At 67.8% G+C, this 26,555-nt stretch carries 19 protein-coding genes and 1 pseudogene; 10 read left to right on the forward strand and 10 right to left on the reverse strand.

The genetic code is table 11. The annotated features are described in order from the left end of the window. Positions 1 to 7: 7 nt before the first annotated feature. From GSQ87_RS11230 to GSQ87_RS11240, 3 genes are all read right to left on the reverse strand, one after another. Positions 8 to 364, reverse strand: a complete 357-nt coding sequence (locus tag GSQ87_RS11230) for a VOC family protein (protein WP_158915525.1) — start codon at positions 362 to 364, stop codon at positions 8 to 10. A gap of 155 nt (positions 365 to 519) precedes the next feature. Next, on the reverse strand, positions 520 to 1,218 hold the full coding sequence (locus tag GSQ87_RS11235) for an anti-sigma factor domain-containing protein (protein ID WP_158915526.1): 699 nt from the start codon (positions 1,216 to 1,218) through the stop codon (positions 520 to 522). Next, positions 1,215 to 1,772 (reverse strand): sigma-70 family RNA polymerase sigma factor, encoded by a 558-nt coding sequence (locus GSQ87_RS11240; RefSeq protein WP_158915527.1) that lies wholly within the window; start codon positions 1,770 to 1,772, stop codon positions 1,215 to 1,217. The genes GSQ87_RS11235 and GSQ87_RS11240 overlap by 4 nt, the downstream gene beginning before the upstream one ends. A gap of 241 nt (positions 1,773 to 2,013) precedes the next feature. On the opposite strand from GSQ87_RS11240, the gene GSQ87_RS11245 reads away from it, so the two are divergent. Next, complete coding sequence (locus GSQ87_RS11245; RefSeq protein ID WP_158915528.1) at positions 2,014 to 3,555, forward strand: methyl-accepting chemotaxis protein; 1,542 nt, start codon at positions 2,014 to 2,016, stop codon at positions 3,553 to 3,555. Positions 3,556 to 3,595: 40 nt separating this feature from the next. Here GSQ87_RS11245 and GSQ87_RS11250 read toward each other — a convergent pair whose 3' ends face one another. Beyond that, a complete protein-coding gene (locus tag GSQ87_RS11250) occupies positions 3,596 to 4,045 on the reverse strand; it encodes a YaiI/YqxD family protein (RefSeq protein ID WP_158915529.1) in 450 nt (149 codons plus the stop codon). A gap of 154 nt (positions 4,046 to 4,199) precedes the next feature. Between GSQ87_RS11250 and GSQ87_RS11255 the strand changes: the two genes are divergently transcribed. After that, positions 4,200 to 6,254: a DEAD/DEAH box helicase gene (locus GSQ87_RS11255; RefSeq protein WP_158915530.1), complete on the forward strand. Its 2,055-nt coding sequence runs from the start codon at positions 4,200 to 4,202 to the stop codon at positions 6,252 to 6,254. A gap of 3 nt (positions 6,255 to 6,257) precedes the next feature. Next, positions 6,258 to 7,844 (forward strand): annotated as a pseudogene (locus tag GSQ87_RS11260) (ABC-F family ATP-binding cassette domain-containing protein); the annotation flags it as partial. Positions 7,845 to 7,932: 88 nt separating this feature from the next. On the opposite strand, the gene GSQ87_RS11265 reads toward GSQ87_RS11260, so the two are convergent. The 3 genes from GSQ87_RS11265 to GSQ87_RS11275 form a co-directional block, all read right to left on the reverse strand. Then, positions 7,933 to 9,039, reverse strand: coding sequence for a lysylphosphatidylglycerol synthase domain-containing protein (locus tag GSQ87_RS11265; RefSeq protein ID WP_158915532.1), 1,107 nt, complete (start codon positions 9,037 to 9,039; stop codon positions 7,933 to 7,935). Between the two features lie 20 nt (positions 9,040 to 9,059). Beyond that, complete coding sequence (gene hpnI / locus GSQ87_RS11270) at positions 9,060 to 10,307, reverse strand: bacteriohopanetetrol glucosamine biosynthesis glycosyltransferase HpnI (protein WP_158915533.1); 1,248 nt, start codon at positions 10,305 to 10,307, stop codon at positions 9,060 to 9,062. Positions 10,308 to 10,596: 289 nt separating this feature from the next. Continuing rightward, positions 10,597 to 12,051 (reverse strand): deoxyribodipyrimidine photo-lyase, encoded by a 1,455-nt coding sequence (locus GSQ87_RS11275; protein ID WP_158915534.1) that lies wholly within the window; start codon positions 12,049 to 12,051, stop codon positions 10,597 to 10,599. Between the two features lie 131 nt (positions 12,052 to 12,182). Here GSQ87_RS11275 and GSQ87_RS22745 point away from each other — a divergent pair, with 131 nt between their 5' ends. The 3 genes from GSQ87_RS22745 to GSQ87_RS11285 are packed head-to-tail and all read left to right on the forward strand — an operon-like array spanning position 12,183 to position 17,939. After that, positions 12,183 to 13,070, forward strand: a complete 888-nt coding sequence (locus GSQ87_RS22745; protein ID WP_254062889.1) for an ImuA family protein — start codon at positions 12,183 to 12,185, stop codon at positions 13,068 to 13,070. Then, positions 13,021 to 14,514: a DNA polymerase Y family protein gene (locus GSQ87_RS11280; RefSeq protein WP_254063138.1), complete on the forward strand. Its 1,494-nt coding sequence runs from the start codon at positions 13,021 to 13,023 to the stop codon at positions 14,512 to 14,514. Before GSQ87_RS22745 ends, GSQ87_RS11280 begins: the two co-directional genes overlap by 50 nt. Next, positions 14,511 to 17,939, forward strand: a complete 3,429-nt coding sequence (locus tag GSQ87_RS11285) for an error-prone DNA polymerase (RefSeq protein WP_158915536.1) — start codon at positions 14,511 to 14,513, stop codon at positions 17,937 to 17,939. The genes GSQ87_RS11280 and GSQ87_RS11285 overlap by 4 nt, the downstream gene beginning before the upstream one ends. A 10-nt stretch (positions 17,940 to 17,949) precedes the next feature. On the opposite strand, the gene GSQ87_RS11290 is transcribed toward GSQ87_RS11285, so the two are convergent. Next, a complete protein-coding gene (locus tag GSQ87_RS11290) occupies positions 17,950 to 19,572 on the reverse strand; it encodes an NAD(P)/FAD-dependent oxidoreductase (protein WP_158915537.1) in 1,623 nt (540 codons plus the stop codon). A 300-nt stretch (positions 19,573 to 19,872) separates the two neighbouring features. Between GSQ87_RS11290 and GSQ87_RS11295 the strand changes: the two genes are divergently transcribed. The 3 genes from GSQ87_RS11295 to GSQ87_RS11305 all read left to right on the forward strand — a co-directional run bounded on the left by GSQ87_RS11295 (position 19,873) and on the right by GSQ87_RS11305 (position 23,272). Beyond that, on the forward strand, positions 19,873 to 20,016 hold the full coding sequence (locus GSQ87_RS11295) for a hypothetical protein (protein WP_158915538.1): 144 nt from the start codon (positions 19,873 to 19,875) through the stop codon (positions 20,014 to 20,016). A gap of 109 nt (positions 20,017 to 20,125) precedes the next feature. Next, entirely contained in the window at positions 20,126 to 21,127 is a 1,002-nt protein-coding gene (locus GSQ87_RS11300; RefSeq protein WP_158917585.1) for an NADP-dependent oxidoreductase, read from the forward strand. Between the two features lie 105 nt (positions 21,128 to 21,232). After that, positions 21,233 to 23,272 carry a trehalase family glycosidase gene (locus tag GSQ87_RS11305; protein WP_158915539.1) on the forward strand — a complete coding sequence of 680 codons (2,040 nt, stop codon included), beginning with the start codon at positions 21,233 to 21,235 and terminating at the stop codon, positions 23,270 to 23,272. Between the two features lie 6 nt (positions 23,273 to 23,278). On the opposite strand, the gene GSQ87_RS11310 is transcribed toward GSQ87_RS11305, so the two are convergent. Both GSQ87_RS11310 and GSQ87_RS11315 read right to left on the reverse strand, forming a co-directional pair. Continuing rightward, positions 23,279 to 24,424: a Gfo/Idh/MocA family protein gene (locus GSQ87_RS11310; RefSeq protein WP_158915540.1), complete on the reverse strand. Its 1,146-nt coding sequence runs from the start codon at positions 24,422 to 24,424 to the stop codon at positions 23,279 to 23,281. Positions 24,425 to 24,475: 51 nt separating this feature from the next. Beyond that, positions 24,476 to 24,919: a cupin domain-containing protein gene (locus tag GSQ87_RS11315; protein ID WP_254062890.1), complete on the reverse strand. Its 444-nt coding sequence runs from the start codon at positions 24,917 to 24,919 to the stop codon at positions 24,476 to 24,478. A gap of 213 nt (positions 24,920 to 25,132) precedes the next feature. Here GSQ87_RS11315 and GSQ87_RS11320 point away from each other — a divergent pair, with 213 nt between their 5' ends. Beyond that, a complete protein-coding gene (locus GSQ87_RS11320; protein WP_158915541.1) occupies positions 25,133 to 26,539 on the forward strand; it encodes a M20/M25/M40 family metallo-hydrolase in 1,407 nt (468 codons plus the stop codon). The last annotated feature ends 16 nt before the right edge of the window (positions 26,540 to 26,555 follow it).

Genomic DNA, 26,555 nt, shown 5'->3' on the forward strand with positions numbered 1-26,555 from the left:
CACCGCTTTACTCGAGCGGCGGTTGCCAAAGTTCGATCGAGTTTCCTTCGGGATCGAAGATGCGCGCGAAGCGGCCCGCCTCGGGACTGTCCCAGCTAGCATCTGTTTTGATGGCTATGCCGGCCTGCCGCAACTTGGATAGGGTTTCATCCAAGTCATCCACGCGGAAGTTGATCATCCACTGCTTATTGTCTGGCCAGTGATCCGTCGTTTCCGCGAACGGCATGAAGACCGTAGGTCCGGCGGCCTGCCGCCACGGCTCATAGCCCTCCATGGTCACTCCGAGATGGTCCTTGTACCACTGCGTGAGTGCGTCGGGGTCGGCCGAGCGGAAGAACACGCCACCAATGCCAGTCACAGCCATGACGCCCCCCGCGCGAAGTCGTGGCAGACTACTACCTGCCAGGTGAAGGGCAAGGACCGGTTTCCACCCTTCTCCCAAGTTCAGAACGTCCGCTTGCTGAACCGGCGCGTCCGCGTCCGTGACGAGCCTCGACCCATCCTCGATGAGGACGCGCCCTAGAGCTTTTCCAGCTGGCCCGTTGCGACGACCGGACCCGTCGGTTGGCCTGTCGGCGAACCGCCCTTGGGCTCGATCGAGATCGCCAGCGTGCCGCTACCGAACCCTTGGATACGGGCGTCCGAGCTCAGCTTGACCGCGCGTTGGAACGCCGCGACGCCGAGCGAGATCGGCTTTCCGCCCACCGGGATCAGCCACAGCTCCGGCGAACGGTCGGGGGATGCGGTCACTGTGGCCGGCATCAACATGATCTCGTGCTGGTTGGGATTGAACACCGCGACGAACACGGTCGGCCCCTTGGTCCCGGTCAGCCGCGCGGTCAGCACCGGGGCCGCGGCCGGTTGCGGGTGCGGCATGACCACGACGACCGCCAGGGTCGCGGCCACGGCCATGGCCGCCAGCGCCCCGCCGCGCCACAGGGCGAGGCTGCGGCGCAGGCGAAGCTCCACCACGGCGCCCCCACCTTCCAGGCGGCGCACGATCTGCGCCCACAGGCCGGTCGGCGGCGGCTCAGCCCGGACCTCGTCGATCAGTCCCGTCAACCGGGTTTCCCAGGCGCCCACGTCGCGCGCGTAATGGGGATCGGCGGCGAGGCGATGCTCGGCGGCCTGGCGTTCAGCTCCCTCCAGCACGCCCAGGGCGTGCTCGGCGGCGGTCATGTCGCCGTCTTCGCCCAGGCTCTCGTCGCGACCGCTCATTGGTCCAGACACGTCCGCAGGCGCAGCAGCGCCCGACGGATCCAGCTCTTCATGGTGCCCAGCGGCGCGCCCGCGGCGTCCGCCAGCGAGGCGTAGGTGTGGCCATCGAAGAAGGCGCCGCGGATATAGGCCGCGTGCTCGGGCTCCAGCTCGCCCAGGCAGACGGCCAGGCGGCGGTGCGCCTCGTCCCGCTCCAGGCTGGCGCTGGCGAGCGGCGCGGGATCGGGGGCCTCGGCCGCCAGTTCCAGCGGCCGGCTCAGATGCGCCTTGCTCGCCCGCAGCCGGTCGATGGCGCGGTTGCGGGCCAGGGTCGCCAGCCACGTGATCGGGCTGACGCCGCGTTCGGGATCGAACGAGCCTGCGCGCCTCCAAACAGTGACATAGACCTCTTGCAAGACGTCCTCAGCTTCGTTCCGATCTCTCAAGATACGAAGGCAGACGCCGAATAGTTTCGCCGAGGTCTGATCGTAGACCCGCCGGAGCGCCGCCTTGTCGCCTCCGCCCACCTGCACGAGCGCCAGACTCAGTCGCTGTCGATCCGTCTCACCGTCCACGAATGCAGCGCTCCGCTCCCAAGTTCAGTCCTGTTGTCCAAAGGCTCTACACGCCCCCTTGGTTCACACCAAGGCGGCCGAAAGCCGGGGCGCGTCTCCGCCGCCCGGATCATCGTTAAGGGTTATTTCGGAATTAAGGGATTCATATGCAACCTATGGGGGCGAAATTGCCAAAGCCTGGCTTTTGCAAGCAATACGCTTCGCGCCACGGCGATCGCCGGGATCTTGGGGGCTTGCGAAAATGCTGACCTGGTTTCGTGAACGAGCGCCGATCAAGCGCAAGCTGACCATAAGCTTCGGCCTGACCACGGCCCTGACCGTCGTACCGCTCGGGGTCGGCTGGTGGACGCTTTCCCAGTTCGCCGGCGCCGTCGGGCCTGGCGGTGCTCGAGTGTTGGCGCAGGCGCAGACCGAACTCGCCTGGGCCTCGGTCGGGGTGATCGCCGTTTCCCTCGGGCTTGGATACGCCCTGAACAAGATCATCACCACGCCCTATGTCGGCACCGTCGTGCGGATGGAGAAGCTGGCGGCAGGCGACCTCGACAGTCCGATCCAGTACACCAACTACGCCGACTGCGTGGGCCGCCTGACCAAGGCGATGTTCACCTTCCGCGACAACACCGCCGCCAAGATCAAGGCCGACGCCGATGCGCTCGACATGCAGCGGCAGTCCGGGGAAGACCGCCAACGCGCCGAAGAGGCGGCGATCACCCAGCAACAGGTGCTGGTGACCAATTCGATCGGCACGGGGCTGGAGCGGGTGGCCGCCGGGGACCTCACCTTCCGGCTCGACCAGGCTCTCCCAGAAGCCTACGAAAAGCTTCGCCACGACTTCAACTCGGCGCTGGAGCAGCTCGATCAGGCGATCCAGGTGGTGGGCGTCAACGCCGCCGCGATCCGGTTCGGCGCCGGCGAGATCACCTCGGCCGCCGACGACCTGTCCAACCGCACCGAACAGCAGGCCGCCAGTCTCGAAGAGACCGCCGCCGCCCTGGATCAGATCACCGCCACGGTGAAGAAGACCGCCGAAGGGGCCACCCACGCCCGAATCGTGGTCGGCGCGACCAAGACCGACGCCGAGCGGTCGGGCGCTGTCGTGCGCGAAGCGGTGGCGGCCATGAGCGGGATCGAACAGTCCTCCCGCCAGATCGGGAATATCATCGGAGTGATCGACGAGATCGCCTTCCAGACCAACCTGCTGGCGCTCAACGCCGGGGTCGAGGCCGCTCGGGCCGGAGATGCGGGTCGCGGCTTCGCGGTGGTCGCTTCCGAAGTGCGGGCGCTGGCCCAGCGCTCGGCCGAGGCCGCCAAGGAGATCAAGGGCCTGATCCAGGCTTCGGCCCAACAGGTGACGGCGGGCGTCAGCCTGGTCGGCGAGACTGGCCAGGCGCTGGAGCGGATCGTCACCCAGGTGGCGGAAATCAACACGGTGGTGGCCGAGATCGCCATCTCGGCCCAGGAACAGGCCAGCGGCCTCAATCAGGTCAACACCGCCATCAACCAGATGGACCAGGTGACCCAGCAGAACGCGGCCATGGTGGAACAGTCCACCGCCGCCAGCCACAACCTGACCCAGGAGACCGACGAACTGCGTCGCCTGCTCGCCCGCTTCCAGGTCAGCGCGGAAGCTCCTGCATCCACCGCCACGCCATCCAGGCCCCAGGCCGCCAAGCCTCAGCCCCCTCGTCCCGCGCGCCGAGCTGTCGCTTCGTCGGGCGGCGGTCCTGTCGCGATGCTGCGCGAGCGGGTGGCGAGCGCGGTGGAGACCTGGGAAGATTTCTGACCCGCCCCCAGGAACGGGCGCAGAAGGTGGAAGACCGGGATTAGCGCCGCCGCGCCTTCACCACCGCCGTGTCCAGCGCCTGGAGGAAACGTGAGCGGTCGGGCGCGGAGAACGGCTTCGGGCCACCGGTGATCTCGCCCACCGAGCGCAGGTGCTCGCCCACCGCACGCGACGCCAAGGCGCCGCCGATATTGTCGGGGGTGAACACCCGGCCGGTGGGATGCAGCGCCTGGGCGCCGGCCTTCAGCGCCCGCTCGGCCAGGGGGATGTCGGCGGTGATCACCACGTCGCCCCCGACCGCGCGCTCGGCGATCCAGTCGTCGGCCACGTCGGGCCCCTCGTCGACCACGACCGAGGTGATGCGAGGATCGCGCGGGATGCGTATCCAGCTGTTGGAGACCACGAACACCGGCAGGGCGTAACGCTCGGCCACGCGGTAGACTTCGTCCTTCACCGGGCAGGCGTCGGCGTCGATGTAGAGGGTGGTCATAGGCCCGCTTACCCCATCTTCCCCCTTATCGAACAGACCGCGTCGATCCGTTCGCCGCCGTCGTCTTGTGAAAAGTGGCGTATCGGGCTACATGCCCTGTTTGGCGCGCCCGGCCTCAAGGCCGCTCCATGCGCCGCCGCTTTCAAGAATGACAATGTCCATACCAACCCTTCCCCCGGCGCTGGCGCAGGCGCTCGCCGCGCGCGGCTACGCAGACCTAACGCCCGTCCAACTCGCGGTGACCCAGCCCGAGGCCGCCGGCCGAGACCTGCTGGTCTCCGCCCGCACCGGCTCGGGCAAGACCGTGGCCTACGGCCTGGCGCTGGCAGGCGACCTGCTCGGTGAAAACGAGCGGATGCCGCGCGCGGGCGAACCCCTGGCGCTGATCGTGGCCCCGACGCGCGAACTGGCGCTGCAGGTCCAGCGCGAGCTGGAATGGCTCTACGCCGCGGCCGGCGCGACCGTCGTCTCCTGCGTCGGCGGCATGGACCCTCGCCGCGAACAGCGGGCGCTGTCCGCCGGCGCGCACATCGTCGTCGGCACGCCCGGACGCCTGCGCGACCACATCGAGCGTGGCCAGCTGCGGCTCACCAGCCTGCGCGCCGCCGTGCTGGACGAGGCCGACGAGATGCTGGACCTCGGCTTCCGCGAGGAGCTGGAAGCCATCCTCGACGCCGCGCCGACCGAGCGCCGCACCCTGCTGTTCTCCGCCACCCTGCCTTCGTCCATCGTGGCCATGGCGCGGCGCTACCAGCGCGACGCCCTTCGCCTGACCGTGGCGACGGGCGAGCAGGGCCATTCCGACATCGACTATCGCGCCGTACGCATCGCCCCCAGCGACGCCGAGAACGCCGTGGTCAACCTGCTGCGCTATTTCGATCCGAACGCGGCCCTGGTGTTCTGCGCCACCCGCGAGGCGGTGCGGCGCCTGCACGCCAACCTGGTCGAACGGGGCTTCTCGGTGGTGGCCCTGTCGGGCGAGCTGAGCCAGACCGAGCGCACCCACGCCCTACAGGCCCTGCGCGACCATCGCGCCCGGGTCTGCGTGGCCACCGACGTCGCCGCGCGCGGCATCGACATCCCCGACCTGGAGCTGGTGATCCACGCCGATCTGCCCACCGGCGCGGAGACCCTGCAGCATCGTTCGGGCCGCACCGGCCGGGCCGGGCGCAAGGGCGTCTCCGCCATCCTGGTGCCCCATCCCCGTCGCCGCCGGGCGGAAGCGCTGTTCCGCACCGCCAACGTCCAGGCCACCTGGATGACCCCGCCCTCCTCCGACGAGATCCGCGCCAAGGACCAGGAGCGGCTGCTGGAACAGCTCCGCCCCACCGGCGAGGCGGCTGAAGAGGACATCGCCATCGCCCAGGCCCTGCTGGCCGACGCCTCCGCCGAACAGGTGGTCGCCGCCCTGGTGCGCGCCCGCCGCGCCAGCCTGCCCTCGGCGGAAGACCTGGTGGACAACGAGCCGGAGCGCGTCGAGCGTCCGGCCGCCCGGCCCGGCTTCGAGAACACGTCCTGGTTCAAGATCGACATCGGCCGCAACAAGAACGCCGAGGCGCGCTGGCTGCTGCCGATGATCTGCCGGCTCGGCCACATCACCAAGAGCGACATCGGCGCCATCCGGGTGTTCGACCGCGAGACCCGCTTCGAAATCCTGAGCACGGCGGCGGAGCGCTTCTTCGCGGCCGTCCAGGCGGCCGGCGCGGACGCCGGGGTCAATGTCGAGCCCCTGGCCGAGCCCGACCTGCCCGCCGCCCGCGACCGCAACCGCGCGCCCGCCGGCAAGCGCGCCTACGGTGATCAAGCCAAGGGCGCGTCTGCGCAATCGCGGGGTGGGGACGATACGCGCCCAGCGCACAGCGCTCGCCCGCAGTCCAAACCGTACGCAAAGCCCTACGCCAAGGCCCACGAGCCGCAGCCGTTCAGGAATGGGGGCGACGCCCACCCGGCGCCCAGCCCGCGTCCCCACGCCAAGCCGTACGCCAAGCCGCAGGCCCGGTCCGAGCCGCTGCCCTTCCACGATACCGACGAGGTCCGCACGGCGCCTGCGCCTCGTCCCCAGGGCAAGCCCTATGCGAAACCCTACGCCAAGCCCCATGGCGGCGCGGGCCCGCAGACCTCCAAGCGCCAGGACGCCAAGCTGCAGGGCGGCAAGCCGCGCAAGGCCAAGCCGAACGGCAAACCCAATGGCAAACCCTGGAACGGTTGATCCATGCTGCAGATCGATAGCCTCGTCTTCAACGCCTGGGGCCGCCGGTTCTTCGACCAGGCCAGCGTCTCGATCCCGCCCAAGGCCAAGGTCGGCCTGGCCGGGCGCAACGGGGTGGGCAAGTCCACCCTGTTCAAGCTGATCCTGGGCGAACTTCAGTCGGACGGGGGCAGCATCGAGATCCCGCGCACCGCCCGCATTGCGGCGGTGGCGCAGGAGCATCCGGCCACGCCGGTCAGCCTGATCGAGACCATCCTGGCCGCCGATCTGGAGCGCAGCGGGCTCTATGCCGAACTCGACACCGCCGAGCCCGAACGGATCGGCGAGATCTGGGCTCGGCTGATCGAGATCGACGCCGACCGCGCGCCCGCCCGCGCCGCGGAAATCCTCAGCGGGCTAGGCTTCTCCACCGCCGACCTGGACCGGGCGATGTCGGAGTTCTCCGGCGGCTGGCGGATGCGCGTGGCCCTGGCGGCGGCCCTGTTCGCCGAACCCGACCTGCTGCTGCTGGACGAACCGACCAACTATCTCGACCTGGAAGGCGCCCTGTGGCTGGAAGCGCGGCTGAAGCGCTATCCCCACTCCGCCCTGATCATCAGCCACGACCGCGAGCTGCTGAACAACTCGGTCGACTTCATCCTGCACATCCAGGGCGGCAAGCTGGAGCTGTACACCGGCGGCTACGACGACTTCGAACGCCGGCTGGCGGAGAAGAGCCGGCTGCAGGCCGCCACCCGCGTCAAGCAGGAGGCCGAGCGCGCCCACCTGCAGAGCTTCATCGACCGCTTCAAGGCCAAGGCCAGCAAGGCCGCCCAGGCCCAGTCGCGGGTCAAGCGGCTGGCCAAGCTGGCACCCATCGCCGAGATGCTGTCGGACCGCGTCGCGCCCTTCAGCCTACCCTCGCCGGCCCGGCCGCTGGCCCCGCCGCTATTGAAGCTGGACGACGCTTCGGTGGGTTATGGCGGCGAGGCGATCCTGCGCGGGCTGAACCTGCGGATGGACGTGGACGACCGCATCGGCCTGCTCGGCGTCAACGGGGCGGGCAAGTCCACCTTCGCCAAGATGGTCGCCGGCGCCCTGCCGATCATGTCGGGCCAGATGCACCGCGAGCGCCGCATCCAGGTCGGCTGGTTCCACCAGCACCAGATCGAGGCGCTCGACCCCACCGACACCCCTCTGGAGATCATCCGCCGCGAAATGAAGGAGGCGACCGAGAACGCCCGCCGTTCGCGTCTGGCGCAGTTCGGCCTGGGCTTCGACAAGCAGGAGACCACGGTCGAGAACCTGTCCGGCGGCGAGCGCGCGCGCCTGTTGCTGAACCTGGTGGCGATGAACGCGCCGCACATGCTGATCCTGGACGAACCCACCAACCACCTCGACATCGACAGCCGCCGCGCCCTGCTCGACGCGCTGAACGACTATGAGGGCGCGGTGATCCTGATCACCCACGACCGCTCCCTCATGGAACTGGTCGCCGACCGGCTGTGGCTGGCGGCCGACGGACAGGTGAAGCCGTTCGACGGCGACATGGACGACTACGCCAAGTTCGTGCTCGACCGCGCCAAACAGGGCGCGCGCCCGACCCAGCTCGGCGGCGGCAAGAAGGCCAAGCGGGCCAAGGTCATGGCGAGCGAAGACGCGTAGGCCGTCCTCGCTTACCAACTTAAACCTTCCGCTCTCACCTCACCATCGCGGACGCTTTAAGGCGCTCCTCGCGACCGTCCGCGGATTTGCGCCGCCCGAGCAAGCGCCGTCCCTCGAGCACCTGCCAGACCAGAACCGCGGGCAACCCGATCGCCAGGTCGCGACCGCGCTTGATCAGGGAAAGGCTGAGCGCCACTTCGGCGTTCAGACCGAACACGGGCCCGAGCAGGACATAGCCGCCCTCGAGCACGCCCACCGCGCCCGGCACGAAGAAGGCCGCGCTGCGCAGCAGGTAGATCAGGCTCTCCATCGCAATCACCGATGGGAAACTCAGCGGCGAACCCATCCAGCCCAGCACCCACCAGACACCGCCCGCAGCCCCGATCCAGGCGGCGAAGTGCAGCAGGATGGAGGCGACGACGCGCATCGGATGGGCGTAGAGGTCCTTCAGCGCGACCTGGATCGAGGAGATGCTGTTGCGGATCGCCTTGGGCCAGCTCGAACTGAACCTGTTCAGCAGTCCCAGACCCAGCCGCTGCGAAAAGATGAAAAGCGTCGCGGTGATCACGCCCACGGCGAGCCCGACCGCCAGGATCGGATCCAACAGCTTGTGGGGAAACCCTTTCGGCGCGTCGACGGCCAGGATCACCACGCCCACCGCCGTGAACATCAGCTGGCCCACGATCTCGGCTGCGAGATCGACGATGGAGGAGGCGACCGAACTCACCAGCGGCGCGCCCAGGACGGTCGCGCCGCGCGCGCCGACGACGAACCCTCCGAGTTGGGAGAAGGGCAGGATGTCGGAGGCGACCTCGCGCATGAGGCGCCCGAAGATGAAGGCCGGCAGGTGGCGCAGCGGCAGGGCCGGCACGATGACGTACCAGGACCAACCCAGCAGGCAGAAGATCGCCAGAGTGTAGCCGCAGTACAGCGCAAAGCCGCCGAGCCCCAGCGTCGCCAGGGACGCGGCGACCGCACGCCAGCTGAAATGGGCGAACAGCGCCAGGACGACCAGCGCACCGACGAAGATCAGCAGCGCGAAAAGGAGGCGAAGATAGGCTCGTCCGCCCGCCTTGGTATCGGGGGAAGGGTCGACGGAATCCGCCTCGCAACCTGTCTGCGCCGGGTCCTCGGCGGACAAGCGGTCAGCGTCAGGCGCAATCACGCGGGAAACGAAGGCTCCTGCGACACGACATGGCGATCAACGGCGTGATGGACGCTCTCCACCGTCAACACCGGAGCCCGTCGCGCGAGGGCCGGGTTGCGATCGTGCGGGATCAGCTTGCCAGCGGTGCCGATCCGGAAACGACGGCCTCGCCACATCACGGTCTTCCCCACATAGGCCGACAGATAGATCGCCACGGAGAGGAGATCCCTTATGGGCGCCATCCACCAAAGACCCAGCTTGGCGTTCAAGGCGCGGTCCACCATCACCATCACATAGATTCGCGACAGGCAGACGACCCCAAGCGCGACCAGACTAGCAACCGAGCCATGCAACAGCAGGACGGCGGCCAGAACGGAGATCGCGGGGTGGCAGACGATGCTGCCGGCATAGGAGGCCGGGTCGATCAACCGGATCGTGCGCGCCCACCGCAGCTCGTGGGTGATCAGGCTGCGACCGCTCCGCTCCGGACATCCGTGGCCGATGGTCATCGGAGGAATGGCGAAGCCGTAGCCGAGATCACGGATGGCCTGACCGATCTCATAGTCGTCCGCCAGATGGTCGACGAAGCGAATGAAGCCGCCCGCCTGGTCCAGCACGTCCCTGCGGAAGGCCATGGTCGGCCCGAAGCAAGGCTTGGCCAGCCGGATGCCGAGCCCGAACGCCACGCTCGGCAGGAAGTGATAGTTGATCGCCATGGCGGAGAGCTTCGACCACAAGGTCCCGGTCGGCACGCCCACGAAGGCGCAGGAGACGTAACCCACCTCGGACGGCGAGAGCGCCGCCGCCAATCGACGGAGATAGTCCGGGCTGACGCTGACGTCGCTGTCGGCGACGACGATCACGGGATGCTTGGCCAAACGCTCCATGTTGACCAGGTTGGAAATCTTCAGGTTCGCGCCATAGACCCGGTCGTCGATCACCATCTCGATATCGAGGCGGGGGAAGTCGGCGGCCAGCGCCCTTACGACCTGGATCGCGGGGTCGAACGGGTCGCGCACGCCGAAGATGATCTGGATCGGAGAAGGATAGTCCTGGGTGCAGAAGCCCTCCAGGCAGGCGCGCAGCCCCGGCTCGTCCCCATGCAGCGGCTTTAGGATCGTCACCGGGGGAAGGCTGGCCTCAGCCGCCGGCTGGCGCGAAAAGAACCATCCGACGGCCCAGCCCGACGCGAAGGTGTAAAGGGCGCCGATCAGCGAGAAGGCCAACAGGGCCCAGCCGATCGCCGTGATGACCTCGCTCACGCCATGTTCCGCCAAACCGCGCCGTCCTCACGATCGAGTTCTGCAAGAAAGCCCAGAGTATCGCGACCAACACGGCGGCGCTTCGGCCGCGGCGAACGCCCTATCTGGCAAGGTGCTGGAAAAGAGATTTGAACACGGAATCGGCGACAGATTTGTACGCCCCGCGCGACGATAACCCAGTTTAGGCGCGCAAACTCATGCGACACAAGGGCGTGTTCATGACGATCTTGCGTTCAGCGCCCACTTGTATCCGGCCAAGCTTGCGTGGAACGGGACGGCTCGTCATGGCTCAGGCGTGGCCGCCTCGCGCGTTGCGCAACGCCTCCAGGGCCCGCTTTCGGGCCGCCTCGTGCTCGACGATGGGCCCGGGATAGGTCTCACCCAACTTGATTCCAGCCTTGCGCAGATCATCCGCGGGGGCCGTCCACGGGGCATGGATGTATCGCCGGTCCAGCTTGGCGAGCGCGGGAATCCACCGGCGGACATAGTTGCCGCCCGGATCGAACTTCTCGCCCTGGGCCATGGGGTTGAAGATGCGGAAAAAGGGCTGGGCGTCCGCGCCCACGCCCGCGCTCCACTGCCAGTTGGCGGTGTTGTTGGCAGGATCGGCGTCGACCAGGCAGTCCCAGAACCACCCCTCCCCCTGCCGCCAGTCGATCAGCAGGTGCTTGACCAGGAAGGAGGCGACGATCATCCGCACCCGGTTGTGCATCCAGCCGGTGATCCAGAGCTGGCGCATGCCGGCGTCCACGATCGGATAGCCGGTCATACCCTGCGTCCAGGCCCTAAGCGCCGACGGACTGCGCCGCCACTTCAGACCGTCCATGTTGCTGCGGAAGTTGCATTCGGCCAGCTCCGGCTGCTGGTCGAGCAGGTTGTAGTTGAACTCCCGCCAGCCGATCTCGGCCAGGAACTTGTCGGCTTGGGGCTTCAGGTTCGGATGCACGGCGCCGGCCCGCTCGACGGCGGTGTAGACTTGGCGCGGGCCGATCTCACCCCAGGCCAGGTGCGGCGACAGGCGCGACCCACCCTCGATCGCCGGGCGGTCGCGGCCCTCGGGATAGCCTTCCAGCGCCTTGGATAGCAGGGCGTCGAGCCGCGCCTTGGCTCCCGCCTCGCCCGGCGTCCAGTCCTCGAACCCCGTCGACCAGTCGGGACCAGAGGGATGCAGCTTCCAATCCTCCAGGGCGTCAGAGGCCGGCCACGCGCCGGGCGGCTTCAGCTTGGACGGCGCGCGATGGAGGTGGATGTCCCCGACCAGGGGAGAGGCCGTGTTCCAAAACGGCGTGAACACCTTGTAGGGACCACCGGTCTTGGTCCGCACATCGGTCGGCTCCTGCAGCAGGGTGGCGTTGGAGGTCCGCACCTCGATCCCGTGCTGGCCGAGCCCATCGGCCAGTTCTTCGTCGCGCTGTTCGAGCTGGGGTTCGTAGCTGCGGTTCCAGCAGACCAGCCCCGCCCCGGTCTCGCGCACCAGCCTGGGCAGCAAGGCCGCCGCATCACCCTTGCGCAGGACCAGCCGCGCCCCCGCCGCCGCCAGGTCCTTGGCCAGGGCCTTGAGCGACTTGTCGAGCCACCAGGACGAGGCCGCGCCCGGCCCGCGCACGGGACTATGGGTGTCCAGGATGAAGACCGGAATGACCGGCCGCCCCGACTGCACTGCTGTGTGCAGCGCCGGATTATCGGTGAGCCTGAGATCGCGCCGGAACCAGACGATGGCGGGAGAAGCGTCGTGGGCGGTCATCCAGACTCCGGTTCAGGTCCGCAAGCCCTAACGCGCATCGCCGCCGATATCTCCCGCCTTCCGATTCGCCTGTTGACTCCGAGGTCCGGACTCGGAATCTATCAAGAACGAAAAGAGAACAAACCTTTCCCATGTTCCAGCCGCCCAACCTTATCGATCTGCGCGGCCGTATCTCGGCCATCGAACGTAATACGCTCAAAAGCGGGCGCAGGGCGCGTGGCGGGCTGCGCGCCGAAGACATCGGCGCGGCGGGTCTCAAACGCGCGCTGAGCTTTGGACCAGAGGCTGTGGACACACGCTTTGGCCTGGGCGGGCTGGCGTTCGGGGCGCATCAGGCTGCGGCGGGGCCGGGCGACCGGACGGCTGTGGCCGTCTTCGCCGTCCTGCTGCTGGCGCGCCTGTTCAAGGCGTGGCCCGACCGTTCGGCCCTGCTGGTGCAGGAGGCGGAGACATTGCAGGAGGATGGCGCGCTGTACGGCCCGGGCCTGCATGCGCTGGGCCTGGATCCCGGCCGGCTGGCCCTGGTCTCGGCTCGCGACGGGGCGGAGGCGCTGAGGATCGTGGACGAAGCGACCCGCTCGGGCGCGGTCTGCGCGGTGGTGGGCGACCTGCGGCGCGGCGCCCGCAAGCTCGACCTGGCCCTGACCCAGCGGCTCAACGTCCACGCCCAGCAGACCTCGACCCTGACCCTGCTGCTCACCCCAGACCTGGACGGGACCAGCGCCGCCATGAGCCGCTGGCGCGTCGCCACCGCGCCCAGCCGCGCGCCACGCCGCTATCTTGGCGGCCCCACGCTCGACCTCGAACTTGTTCGCAATCGTCTCGGCCGGCCGGGGCGCTGGACCCTGGAATGGAGCAGCGAAGATGAAGCTTTCCGCCTTGCCACGCCGCTACGCCCACCTGTGGTTCTCACGCCTGTCCACCAATCGGACGCACCGTTCGCGGCCTTCCCCGGCGACCGCGCCCCTGGTGCTGGCGGAGAAGCAGAAGGGCGCGTTGCGGCTCACGGCGGTCGATAGGACGGCCGAACGCGAGGGCCTCGGCGCCGGCATGACCCTGGCCGACGCCCGCGCCCGCACGCCGGGCCTGCGGATGGTCGAGGCCGACCCGGCCGCCGACCTCGCCCTGCTGGAGCGGCTGGCGGAGGCCTGCCGCCGCTACACCCCGGCGCTGGCTCTGCACGCGCCGGACGGGATCGACCTGAACCTCACCGGCTGCGCGGACCTGTTCGGCGGCGAGGCGGCGCTGCTGGCCGAGATCGCCGCGCGGTTCGCCTTCAACCTGCGCCTGGCGGTGGCCGACACGCCGGGTTTGGCCTACGCCACAGCCCGGTTCGGGCGCGGCGGCGTGGTCCCCATCGGCGTGCGAGCCGAAGCCTTAGCCGATCTCCCCATCGCCGCCCTGCGCATCGAAGCCGACAGCGTCGAGGTGCTGCGCCACCTGGGCCTCAAGCGCATCGGCCAGATCCAGGACATACCCCGCGCCGCCCTGGGCCGCCGCCTGGGAGAGGCGGCGCTGCACCGGCTGGACGAGGCGATGGGCCTGCGCGCCGGTCCGCTCGACCTGAAGCTTGAGGCGCCCCGCTTCATGGCCCAGCGCAGGATGTTCGAGCCGATCGCCGACGAGACCCAGGTGCTGCAAGTGACCGCTGATCTGGCCGCCGACCTGGTCACAGCCCTGGACACGCGTGGGATGGGCGGTCGCCGGTTCCGGCTGGACCTGTTCCGGGTCGACGGGGCGGTGAAACGGCTGGGAGTGGCGACCGGCGCACCGCTCAGCGACGCCCGCCGCATCGCCGCCCTGTTCGCCGAGCGGCTGGCAGGGCTTAACGAGGGGCTGGAGGCGGATTTCGGTTTCGACCAACTCCGCCTGACCGCCGAGGTCGCCGACGCCCTGAGGCCAGAGGCCGCCGACCTGCTGGACGTAGGCGACCTCGCCGGCGGGACCGAGGCCCTGGCCGATCTCGCCGACCGCCTGGCCGCACGCACCGGCGCCCGGATCGTGCGCCTGGCGCCGGGCGACGCCCACCGGCCGAAACGCGCCTGCAAGGCCGTCGCCCTTGGCGCACCCGTGGACTGGAGCGCCGAAGCCCCCGCCCGGTTCGAAAGCGCGCCGCTACGGCCGTTGCGCCTGTTCACCCCGCCCCAGCGCATCGACGTGCCCATGGCCGAGGCGCCTGAAGGCCCACCGCGCCGCTTCACCTGGCGGCGCGTGGTCCGCACCGTGGTCCGCGCCGAAGGTCCCGAGCGGATCGAACCGGAATGGGCGCTGGACGATGCGGACGCGTCCGTTCGCGACTACTACCGCCTGGAGGACGAGACCGGTCGCCGCTACTGGGTGTTCCGCCAGCATCGCTACGACGCGTCGCCCGCCGCAAGGCCGGGAAAGCCGCCGCTCGATAAGGATGCGCCGCCCGAGCCGCCGCCTACACCGACATGGCGCCTGCACGGCCTGTTCGGATGAACGACGCGCCCGACTATGCGGAGTTCGCGGTCTCCACCTGCTTCTCCTTCCTGCGCGGCGCGTCCCATCCAGAGGAGTTGCTGGAGAGGGCGCTGGCGCTCGGCCACACCGGCATGGCGGTGGCGGATCGCAACACCCTGGCCGGCGTGGTGCGGCCCTTCTCCCGGATCAAGAAGCTAATACGGGCCTACGCGGAAGGCTCCGACGAGGCCGACCCGGAGGCGCTGAAGCGGCTCGAAGCCTTCAAATACGTCGTGGGCGTGCGGCTGGTGTTCGCCGACGGGACGCCGGACGTACTGGCCTTCCCCCAGCACCGCGAGGCCTATGGCCGGCTATCGCGCCTGCTGACCCACGCCAACACCAAGCCGGGCGTGAAGAAGGGCGACTGCGTATTGGTCTTGGACGACCTGCTGCACAAGAGCCGCGGCCTGTCCCTGGCGCTGGTTCCGCCAACCGCCGGCCCGATGGAAACGTGCCGCGCGACGCTGGAGCGGCTGGTCGAGGCCAATCCCGGTCAGGTCTGGCTCGCCGCCGCCATGGGCTACGGCCCCGCCGACGCGCGCCGCCTCGACGCCCTGGCGAGGCTCGCGGAAAACGCGGACGCGCCGCTGCTGGCGGTCAACGACGTGCTCTATCACGCGCATGAACGCCGCCCCTTGCAGGATGTGATGACCTGTATCCGCGAGCACGTCACCGTGGCGCAGGCCGGCCGCCACCTTCAACCCAACGCCGAGCGCCATCTGAAGTCCCGCCAGCAGATGGCGCGCCTGTTCCGCGACCATCCCGACGCTATCCTTGAGACCCAGCGCCTGCTGGCGCTCTGCGACTTCGATCTCAAGCAGGTCCGCACGCCCTATCCCAGCGAACCCACTCCACCCGGCAAGACGCCGCAACAGCATCTGGAGGCGCTGGCCTGGGCGGGCGCGGACTGGCGCTATCCGCCGCACCTCTATCCGGACGGCGTGCCGGACAAGGTCAAGGCGATGCTGGCCCAGGAATTCGCCTTCATCGCCTCGCGGGACTACGCCAGCTACTTCCTGACCGTGCACGACCTGGTCCGCTTCGCCCGCGACCGGGGCATCTTGTGCCAGGGGCGCGGATCGGCGGCCAACAGCGTGGTCTGCTACTGCCTGGGCGTGACCTCGGTGAACCCGGAGAAGTTCAACCTGCTGTTCGAACGCTTCTTCTCCGAAGCGCGGCTGGAGCCCCCCGACATCGACGTGGATTTCGAGCACGAACGGCGCGAGGAGGTGATCCAGTACGTCTACAACCGCTATGGCCGCGAGCGCGCCGCCATCTGCGCCACGGTGATCCACTACCGCCCGCGCAGCGCCATCCGCGAGGTGGGCAAGGCGCTGGGCCTGACCGAGGACGTGACTTCCGCGCTCGCCGGCATGGTCTGGGGCAGCTGGGGCGACATGCCGCCCAACGGCCACATCCGCCAGGCCGGGCTCGATCCGACCAACCCGACCATCCTACAGGCAGTAGACCTGACCCGCCAACTGATCGAGTTCCCTCGCCACCTGTCCCAACACGTCGGCGGCTTCATCCTGACCCAAGACCGGTTGGACGACACCGTGCCGATCCTCAACGGCGCCATGCCCGACCGCACCTTCATCGAATGGGACAAGGACGACATCGACGCGCTGGACATCTCCAAGGTCGACGTCCTGGCCCTGGGGATGCTGACCTGCATCAAGCGCGCCCTGAACCTGCTGAACCGGCATGACCTGTCGGACGTGACCGACATGGCCGAGATCGACGAACAGGCGGGCGATCCCCCTGAAGATCAGAATAGCGTGGAGCCTGGCGAACTGACGCGCCGCAAGCAGGAAGAGGCTCTCAAGGTCTACGCCATGGTCTCCAGGGGCGACACCATCGGCGTGTTCCAGATCGAGAGCCGGGCCCAGATGAACATGCTGCCCCGGCTCAGACCGACTGTGTTCTACGACCTGGTGATCGAGGTCGCCATCGTGCGGCCGGGGCCGATCCAGGGCGGCATGGTGCATCCCTACCTGAAGAGCCGCCACCTTCCGGAAGACCAGATCGACTATCCCGAACCGGGTGAGGGGTTCGGAAAGAAGGACGAACTGAAGGAGGTGCTCAAGCGCACCCGCGGCGTGCCCCTGTTCCAGGAACAGGTGATGCAGATCGCCATGGTGGCGGCGGAATTCAGCGGGACCGAGGCCGACGGGCTCAGGCGCGCCATGGCCACCTTCCGCAACGCCGGCGGCATGGACAAGTACCGCGAGCGGATGACCAGCCGCATGATCGCGCGCGGCTATCCCGAGGACTTCGCGGCGGCCTGTTTCAAGCAGATCGAGGGCTTCGGCTCCTACGGTTTCCCGGAAAGCCATGCGGTGAGCTTCGCCAAGCTGGTCTATGTCTCATCCTGGCTGAAGTGCCTGCATCCCGCGGCCTTCGCCTGCGCCCTGCTCAACTCCCAGCCCATGGGCTTCTACGCCCCCGCCCAGATCGTGCGCGACGCCCGAGAGCACGATGTCGAGGTGCGCCCGGCCGATGTGAACTTCAGCAACTGGGGCTGCACCCTGGAGCCAGGCGAGGCCCGGGATCGGCCGGTGCTGCGGCTGGGCCTGGGCCGGATCGACGGCTTTCCCGAAGATGCGGCCAAGGCTCTGGAGACGGCACGGGGGCGCCTGCCGCGCGCAGCAGGCGATCATGCGGTTTTCGAGAATTTCGACGCCCTGGTCCGCCACGCCCGCCTGACGCCCTCGCACCTGCAAACCCTGGCCGAGGCGGACGCCATGCGTTCCATCGGGCTGGACCGGCGCGCCGCGCTGTGGCGGGTGCGGGGTCTGTCGCGCGCTGCGCCGGCGCCGCTGCTGACCGCCCTGCCCGATACCGAACCCACCGTCCACCTGCCCCGGATGGCGCCGAGCGAGCACGTGGTGGCCGACTACCAGACCACGCGGCTGTCGCTGAAGGCCCACCCGATGGACTTCCTGCGCGCCTCGTTCGCCGCCAAGGCCATCCTGCCCTGTGCCGGGCTTGCCTCGATGGACGACGGCTCAGCCGCCAGCGTGGCGGGGGTGGTGCTGGTGCGCCAGCGACCGGGAACCGGCGAGGTCTGCTTCATAACCATCGAGGACGAGACCGGGGTGGCCAACCTGGTGGTGCTGCCCAAGGTGTTCGAGCTGTTCCGCAAGACCATCATGTCCGCCCGCCTGATCGAGGCCCACGGCCGCATCCAACGCGCGCCCGACGCCAAGGAGGTGATCCACGTCCTGGTCCACCGGCTGTGCGACCGCAGCGCGGGGCTGAAGGGCTTGGCCGAGCCGCAACTGGACCTGGGCGAGCTGATGTTCGGCGACGCAGCGCCGACCCGCAAACCCTCGGCTCCCCGCCGCGCCGGCGTCCACCCCCGCAACGTCCGCATCATGCCGCCGTCGCGCGACTTCCATTGAGCGGCTGCGGTCAGCCCGCCCCGCCCAGCATGCTCATCGCCACCGCCTCGGCCACCTTGATGCCGTCGACGGCGGCGGACAGGATGCCGCCCGCGTAGCCGGCGCCTTCACCCGCCGGGTACAGCCGACGCGTGTTGAGGCTCTCGAAATCCTTGCCCCGCACGATGCGGATCGGGGACGAGGTGCGCGTCTCCACCCCGGTCAGCATGGCGTCGGGATCGTCGTAGCCAGGGATCTTGCGCCCGAACACCGGCAGCGCCTCGCGGATAGCTGTGATGGCGTAGTCAGGCAAACAGCCCGCCAGGTCGGTCAGATGGACACCCGGCTTGTACGAAGGCGTCACCGCACCCAAGGCCGTCGAGGGCCACCCCACCAGGAAGTCGCCGACCCGCTGGCCCGGCGCCGCATAGGTCCCGCCACCCGCGACAAACGCCTGTGCCTCCCAATGCCGCTGCAAGGCGACGCCGGCCAGCGGATGGTCGGGATAGTCGGCCGGCGTGATCTCCACCACCAGGCCGGCGTTGGCGTTGCGCTCGTTGCGCGAATATTGGCTCATGCCGTTGGTGACCACCCGGCCAGGCTCCGAGGTCGCCGCCACCACCGTGCCGCCGGGGCACATGCAGAAACTGTAGACGCTGCGGCCGTTGGAACAGTGGTGCGACAGACTGTAGTCGGCAGCCCCCAGGTCGGGATGGCCGGCGCAGGTACCGAACCGCGCTCGGTCGATCAGCGACTGCGGGTGCTCGATGCGGAAGCCGATCGAGAACGGCTTGGCCTCGATGTGCACGCCCCGATCGTACAGCATCTGGAAGGTGTCGCGCGCGCTGTGGCCAACCGCCAGCACCACATGATCCGCCGCGATCCGCTCGCCATTCTGTAGCACCACGCCGCGCACCCGCCGCCCGCCGTCGGACGCGATCTCGACGTCCAGGTCCTCAACCCGGCTCTGGAACCGGTATTCGCCGCCCAGCGCCTCGATGCTCGAGCGCATGCGCTCGACCATGGTCACCAGGCGGAAGGTGCCGATGTGGGGGTGGGCCTCGGTCAGAATTTCCGGCGGGGCGCCGGCCTGGACGAACTCGGTCAGCACCTTACGGCCGAGATGGCGTGGGTCCTTGATCTGGCTGTAGAGCTTGCCGTCCGAAAACGTGCCGGCCCCGCCCTCGCCGAACTGCACGTTGGACTCCGGGTCGAGCACGCCCCGCCGCCACAGGCCCCAGGTGTCCTTGGTGCGCTCGCGCACCACCTTGCCGCGGTCCAGGATGATCGGCCGAAACCCCATCCGGGCCAGGATCAGACCGGCGAACAGGCCGCACGGACCCGCGCCAATCACCACGGGGCGCGAGGTCAACCCTTCCGGCGCGCGCGCAACGAATCGATAGGCGGTGTCTGGCGTGATCTGGACCCTGTGGTCGCCGTCCAGCCGCGCCAGCACCACCGCCTCGTCCCGCACGGCGGCGTCGACCGAATAGACCATGAGGATAGCCGACTTGCGGCGCGCGTCGTGGGCGCGGCGGACGACGGCGTAGTCGAGCAGATCGTCGGAGCCCACGCCCAAGCGTTCGAGCACGGCGGCCCGGAGCGCCTCGGCCGCGTGGTCGAGCGGCAGCTTCAGTTCGGTCAGTCGCAACATGACCGGCTTTTAGCGGAGCCTTGGCCTGGAACGCCACCGTCGCGCTCGCATCTTCAAACGTGCCGACGTTTCACGGGTCGCCGCATCGAGCAGGTGACACGGGAGCCGCCTTTGCGAACATTTATGTAAAACCAAAATATTCGTATTTCATATTTATGTTCGAATAAAATATTTAATCGAATGACTGCGAACAAATTTAAGCGCAAATGTCTTCGCCTTAAAAACCGCGCCATCCGCGCTGGAAAGACTTTTCTTATGAAGCCTGAGCATAATTCACGCCGAGCCCTCATCCGGGAATGGATGTCGCTTCCCCAGAGCGAACGTCGCACGGCGGAACAGGCGTCCGCCTTTGCGGCCAAGGCGGCGACCAAGCCCTTCCCCTGCAGCGGCGACCGCTTTTCGCGGATTATGGTCTGGCTGACGCCGCGCCTGAACCGGGCCTAAAGATCCGGCTCGCGCTCAGCGGGAAAGACGTCGGGTTGTTCGCGCCCGCTTAGGGGCTACGGTGGACGGCAAGAAGCGTTCGGAGGAAGCGCCAATGCCACACTCACCCATGACCCAATCGCGCGAGGTCCGCCTGACGTCGCGCCCGCATGGCCTGCCGCAGGCCGCCAATTTCGAGATCGCAACCACGCCCCTGCCCCCGCCTGGCGAAGGCGAGGTCCAGGTCAAGAACCTGTTCATGTCGGTCGACCCCTACATGCGCGGCCGGATGTACGACCGGCCGAGCTATGTGCCGCCATTCGAGATCGGCAAAGCCCTGCAGGGCGGCGCCGTCGGCGAGGTCTGCGCGTCCAACAGCGCGGCGTTTCGGCCCGGCGACCTCGTCAGCTCCATGCTGGGATGGCGCGAGGCGTTCAACGCCCCACCACAGTACCTCCAGAAGATCGACGCTCAGGGCTTGCCGCCGCAAACCTTCCTGGGCGCGGCTGGGATGACCGGCATGACCGCCTGGGCTGGGCTGACCAAGATCGCGGGCGTAAAGGCGGGCGATACCGTGTTCGTCTCGGCCGCCGCGGGCGCGGTGGGCCAGATCGTCTGCCAGATCGCCAAGCTGAAAGGCGCGACCGTGATCGGGTCGGCCGGTGGGGCGGAGAAATGCGCGTGGCTGCGTGACCTCGGCGTGGATCAGGTGATCGACTACAAGGCCGAGCCCGATCTCACCGCCGCCCTGGGCCGCGCCGCGCCGAAGGGCATCGACGTCTATTTCGAGAATGTCGGCGGCGAGCATCTGGTCGCGGCGCTGAACGCCGCACGGCCCTTCGCCCGCTTCGCGCTGTGCGGGATGATCTCGAACTACAACGACACCGAGCCGCAGCCCGGCCCGTCCAACATCATCATGGCGGTGGGCAAGCGGCTTCGCCTGCAAGGCTTCATCGTCTCCGACTACTTCGATCAGACCGACGCCTTCGTCTCGGACATGACCGCCTGGATCAGGGCCGGCCAGGTGAAGTGGCGCGAGAGCATCGACAACGGCATCGAGGCCGCGCCCAACGCCTTCCTGAAACTCTTCACCGGGGAGAACATCGGCAAGATGCTGGTGAAGTTGGACTGAGCGGCCCAGCACGAAATCCGTCGGCTATTCGCTTCCATATCTCCGCCAAGCCAAGACTGCATGGGCATATTCAAAACGAGTTCCACGCGAGGGATCGCCGGCGGATTGATCGGGCTCGTCCTGGGCCTGGCCGCTTGCGTCCCGTCGGCGCTCGCAACCGGACAGGCCCAGGCCCGAACCGGCCTTCCACTTAATGAAAGCAAGATCGCCCGCGCCCGCTTCGGCGCCGATGCGGACTGGTACGCGGGAAACATCCCGTTCTTCGATTCCGCCGACCCGACGCTGAACCGGATCTACTATTATCGCTGGCAGGTGTTTCGCGCCCATCAGCGGGACCTGGGCGCACGCGGCTATATCTCCACCGAATTCCTCGACGACGTCGGCTGGCAGCGCGAACCGTACGCCAGCCTGAACGACGCCACCGCATTCCATATCTACGAGGGGCGCTGGCTGCGCGACCGGCGCTATGCCGACGACTATATCGACTACATGTACTCGGGCGGCGGAAACGACCGCCATTTCAGCGAGTCGATCGCCGACGCCGTTTACGCCCATTACCTCGTCGACGGCGATGCAGCTTTCGCCGTCCGACATCTGAACAGCATGGAGCACATATACGGGCTCTGGGACGATCATTACGACGCCGGTAAGAAACTATACTGGATCGAACCGCTGCTCGACGCTACCGAATACACGATCGCCTCGATCGACGCGAGCGGCGGACGTGACGGCTTCACCGGCGGCGAAGCGTTCCGTCCGTCGATCAACAGCTACATGTTCGCCAACGCCCGCGCGATCAGCCGCCTGGCGGCGCTGAAGGGCGATACGGCGACAGCGGCCCTCTACGCCCAACGCGCCGACGACCTGCGCAACGCCGTCCAGGCGAGCCTGTGGAGCGACGCCCTCCAGCATTTCATCGATCGCTACAAGATCGACAACGCCTTCATACACTATTGGACGCCGATCCGAGGGCGTGAACTGGTCGGTTATCTACCCTGGTACACGGAACTGGCGCGAGACGAGCACATCTACGCGCAGGCATGGCGGCATCTATTGTCTTCGAACGAACTCGGCGGCAGATTCGGCCTGCGGACCAACGAGCCGTCCTACCCGAACTACATGAAGCAGTATCGCTACGACAAGGCGACCGGCCTGCGCGAGTGCCAATGGAACGGTCCAGCCTGGCCGTTCCAGACCACGCAGGCCCTGGTGGCGATGGCCAACCTGCTGAACGACTACAATCAGGACATCGTGAGCGCCTCCGACTATGTCAGCCTATTGAGGCAATATGCACGACTGCATCTTCAGGACGCCCGGCCCGATCTTCAGGAAGATTACGACCCGGATACGGGCAAGCCCATCGTTGGACTGCCACGGAGCCATCACTACAACCACTCCGGCTTCGACGACCTGATCATCAGCGGACTGGTCGGACTGCGTCCTCGGGCCGATGACGTGCTCGAAGTGAACCCCCTGGTCCCCGCCGATCCCCGCGATCCGGACTTCCTGCCCTACTTCGCACTGCAGGACGCGCCGTATCACGGGCATCTGGTGTCGGTCGTGTTCGATGCCGACGGTCGCCGTTATGGTCGTGGCGCCGGCCTTTCGATCTATATCGACGGACGGCGCGCGGCGAATTCGTCAAGACTGGGCAAGCTAACCGCACACCTCGCCCAGGCACCTCCAAAGCCAGTCGAGCGTCGGATCGATCTCGCCGTGAACCTGGTGAAGACCGATTTTCCCAGGGCGACCGCCTCCGTCAACAACGATCCCACCATGTTGCACCAGGCCATCGACGGGCGCGTCTGGTTCTTCCCCGAAATGCCGAACGGCTGGTCGACCGTGGGCTCTTCCCACCCACAGGACTGGTACGCCGTCGATTTCGGACATCCCGTGCACCTCAGTTCCGCGGACCTGAGCTTCTTCGCGAACCAGACGGGGCTCGCCGCGCCAAACGACCTCCGGGTCCAGGTCTGGCGCGACGGACGATGGACGGACGTGGTGCTGCTCTCCCGGCCCAGACGCCCCGTCGCGGGCGGGGTGAACCGCATCGCCTGGAGACCGCTCGTCACCGATAAATTGCGCGTCGTCTTCACGCCGGCGCCGAGGAAGGCGCTGCGCCTTGTCGAGTTGAAGGTGTTCTGAATTAGCTCAGGTCGCGAACGGCGCCGGCTTGGCGTTCTGCTGCGCCGTCAGCACAAGTTCGGCCGCCAGTAGCGCCTGCACCTGATCCTGGGCGATCTCGGTGCGATTGACGATATCGGCGACGAACTGTGGGCCGAACGGCAACGCGACGTTGTTGCAATCCATGTAGAGCGCTTGCTTCTTGTCGACGATGAACAGGTGATTGCCGCCCTTGCGCCCCGCCGGGTCGGCGAACTTGCGCAGTTCGATGTAGCCGTCGGTCCCCAGGATGAACAGTCGCCCATCGCCCCATGTCCCGAGGCCGTCCGGGGTGAACCAGTCCACCCGGATGTAACCGGCGCCGCCGTCGCCCGTCACGGTCATATCCCCGAAGTCCTGGAATTCAGGATGAGCCTTGTGGGAAACGTTGGCGACCTGGGACGACAGCACCTGGGCCGACTTCGAGCCTGTATAGTAGAGGAACTGATCGGCCTGATGGGACCCGATATCGGTGAGGATGCCGCCATAGCGCGCCCTGTCGAAGAACCAGGCCGGTCGGGCGGGCGCGTTGATCTGGTGCGGGGCGATGTTGATCGTCTGTACGACCCGCCCGATGGCGCCGGCCTTGACCAGTTCGCCCGCCTTGACCGCCGCCGGGACTTCCAGCCGTTCGGAATACATGATCGCGAACTTCCGACCGGTCTGCGCGATCGTCCGGCGCACCTCGGCCAGTTGATCCAGGGTGACGATCCCCGGCTTGTCGCTGAGGAAATCCTTGCCATGCCGCATCACCCGTAGGCCCAGCGGCGTGCGCTGATCGGGGATCGGGGCGCCGGCGACAAGCTGGATCGAGGTGTCTTCCAGGATCTCGGCCTCGCTGCGAGCGAGCTTCACGTCCCCGAAACTGGCGCGGAAATCCCTGATCTGCTTGGGGTCGACGGCGTAGACCGAAACCAGCTCGCCGCCGCCCCGGAGCACCGTCGCCGTCATGCTCAGGATGTGGGGATGGTCCAGGCCGATCACCGCGAAGCGAATACGATGGGTGGGCTTCAAGCTCGGCCCCGGACCCGCGGAAACGGCCTGCGCCGACGCTGCGTCGGGCAGACCCGGCAAAAGGCTTGTGGCCCCGACCCCCGTGGCCATGAGCAGGGACCGCCGGCTCAGATCGTCCATCTTTTCAACGCCTATGCTTGCAGCCATTCGGAACGAGGACTTGCCCGGCCGCTAAGGCCGTCCGGTCTTCGGCGGCGCCTTCCAGTTGATCACGTCGTAGATCGCGGGGACCGAGCCCACGTTCTTCAGCCCATGCAGGGAATTGGAAGCGTTGAAGATCACCGACCCCGGCCCCAGGCGTTTCCACACGCCGCCGGACAAGGTCTCGACGGTCCCCTGCCGGATGATGACCAGCTCCTCGTTGGGATGACGGTGAGGCGGATGGGACAACTTGCCAGGGTCTAGCCTCGTGACATGGACCTCCAGTTCGTCGAGCGTCGCGGTGGGTCCCTTCATCACCTGGCGGAACGCGCCGACGTCGGTCTTCTGGTCGCGGCCGGCGCTCCAGTCATAGACCGACGGCCCGATGATCTTGGGCTGCGCCTGCGCCGCCATAGCTCCGACGAAGACCGCCGCTCCGATGGCCAGACCGACGGTAGCGCTACCATTTTTCAACACCCTACTCCCTGCGTTTCTTGATTATGGCCCACCTTCAGCCGGGCGTTCGCCTTTGGCAAGAGGGGTCGACCCCGGCGGAACAGTCGAATGGAACGGGCCGTCGGGCGCCCAAGCCGCTCGCAACGACAGTCCCTCCCCCGCCATGTCGCCCACGGCCCTTGTCAATCGCGGACAGATCGGCTCCGATCCCCTACGAAATAGGGGAACGACATGAAGCGTTTGATCTGCAGCCTGATGATGGGGACGGGCCTGCTGGCCGCGAGCGGCGCATCGGCCCAAGCGCTTCGGCCGGACCAGACGCAGTTTCGCGCGCTCTACAAGGAATTGGTGGAGACCAACACCACCCTGTCGGTCGGAAGCTGCACCGAAGCGGCGGCCAAGATGCAGGCGCACCTGACCGAGGCCGGCTATCCCGCCGCCGACCTGCACCCCTTCGCCGCCCCCGACCATCCCAAGGAAGGCGGGCTGGTGGCCGTGCTGCCGGGGACCGATCCCAAGGCCCGGCCCGTGCTGCTGCTGGCGCACATCGACGTGGTGGAGGCCAAGCGGGCCGACTGGGCGCGCGACCCCTTCACCCTGGTCGAGGAGGACGGTTATTTCTACGCGCGCGGCTCCAGCGACGACAAGGCGATGGCCGCGGTCTGGGTCGACACCATGGCCCGCCTCAAGGCCCAGCACATCAAGCTGAAGCGCACGGTCAAGATGGCGCTGACCTGCGGGGAAGAGACCGAGGGCGCTTTCAACGGGGCCGGCTGGCTCGCCACCCACGAGCGTCCCTTGGTCGACGCGGCCTTCGCCCTGAACGAGGGCGGCGGCGGACAACTCGACGAATCCGGCAAGCGGCTGCTGCTGTCGGTGGAGGCGGCGGAAAAGACCCCGCAGAACTACGACCTGACGGTGACCAATCCCGGCGGCCACAGCTCACGTCCGGTCAAGGACAACGCCATCTATCATCTGGCCGCAGCCCTGATGCGCGTCAGCCAGTACGACTTCCCGATCCAGTTCAACGACGCCAACCGCGCCTACTTCACCGCCATGTCCAAGATCGTCGGTGGCGAGAAGGGCGCAGCGATGACCGCCCTGATGGCCGATCCGCACGACGCCAAGGCGGCCGCCATCGTCACCGCCGACCCGAGCTGGAACACCGCGCTGCGCACCACCTGCGTGGCGACCCTGCTCAACGCCGGACACGCCACCAACGCCCTGCCCCAGCGCGCCGTGGCCAACGTCAATTGCCGCATCTTCCCCGGCGTCTCCACCGACGCCGTGCAGCAGAAGCTGGCCGAGATCGTGGCCGATCCGGCGGTGGTCATCACCCTGCCCGACCATCGCGGCCCGCTGGCCAAGCCCACGCCGATGGCGCCCGAGGTGATGGGGCCGATCCGCACCATCACCGCCAAGTACTATCCAGGCGTGCCGGTGGTGCCGACCCTGCTCGCGGGCGCCACAGACGGGGTGTTCATGGGCGACGTCGGCATCCCGACCTACGGCGTCAGCGGCTTCTTCCACGAGCCGGACGGCGGCCATATCCACGGGCTGAACGAGCGGATCGGCGTGAAGACGCTGTATGAGGGCCGCGACTACCTGTTCGACCTGGTGAAGCTGTACGGCCAGTAGGCCGCGTCCGGGAGCC

This window comes from Caulobacter sp. S45 (genome assembly GCF_009765965.1).
In the GTDB taxonomy this organism is placed as follows: Bacteria; Pseudomonadota; Alphaproteobacteria; order Caulobacterales; family Caulobacteraceae; genus CAHJWH01.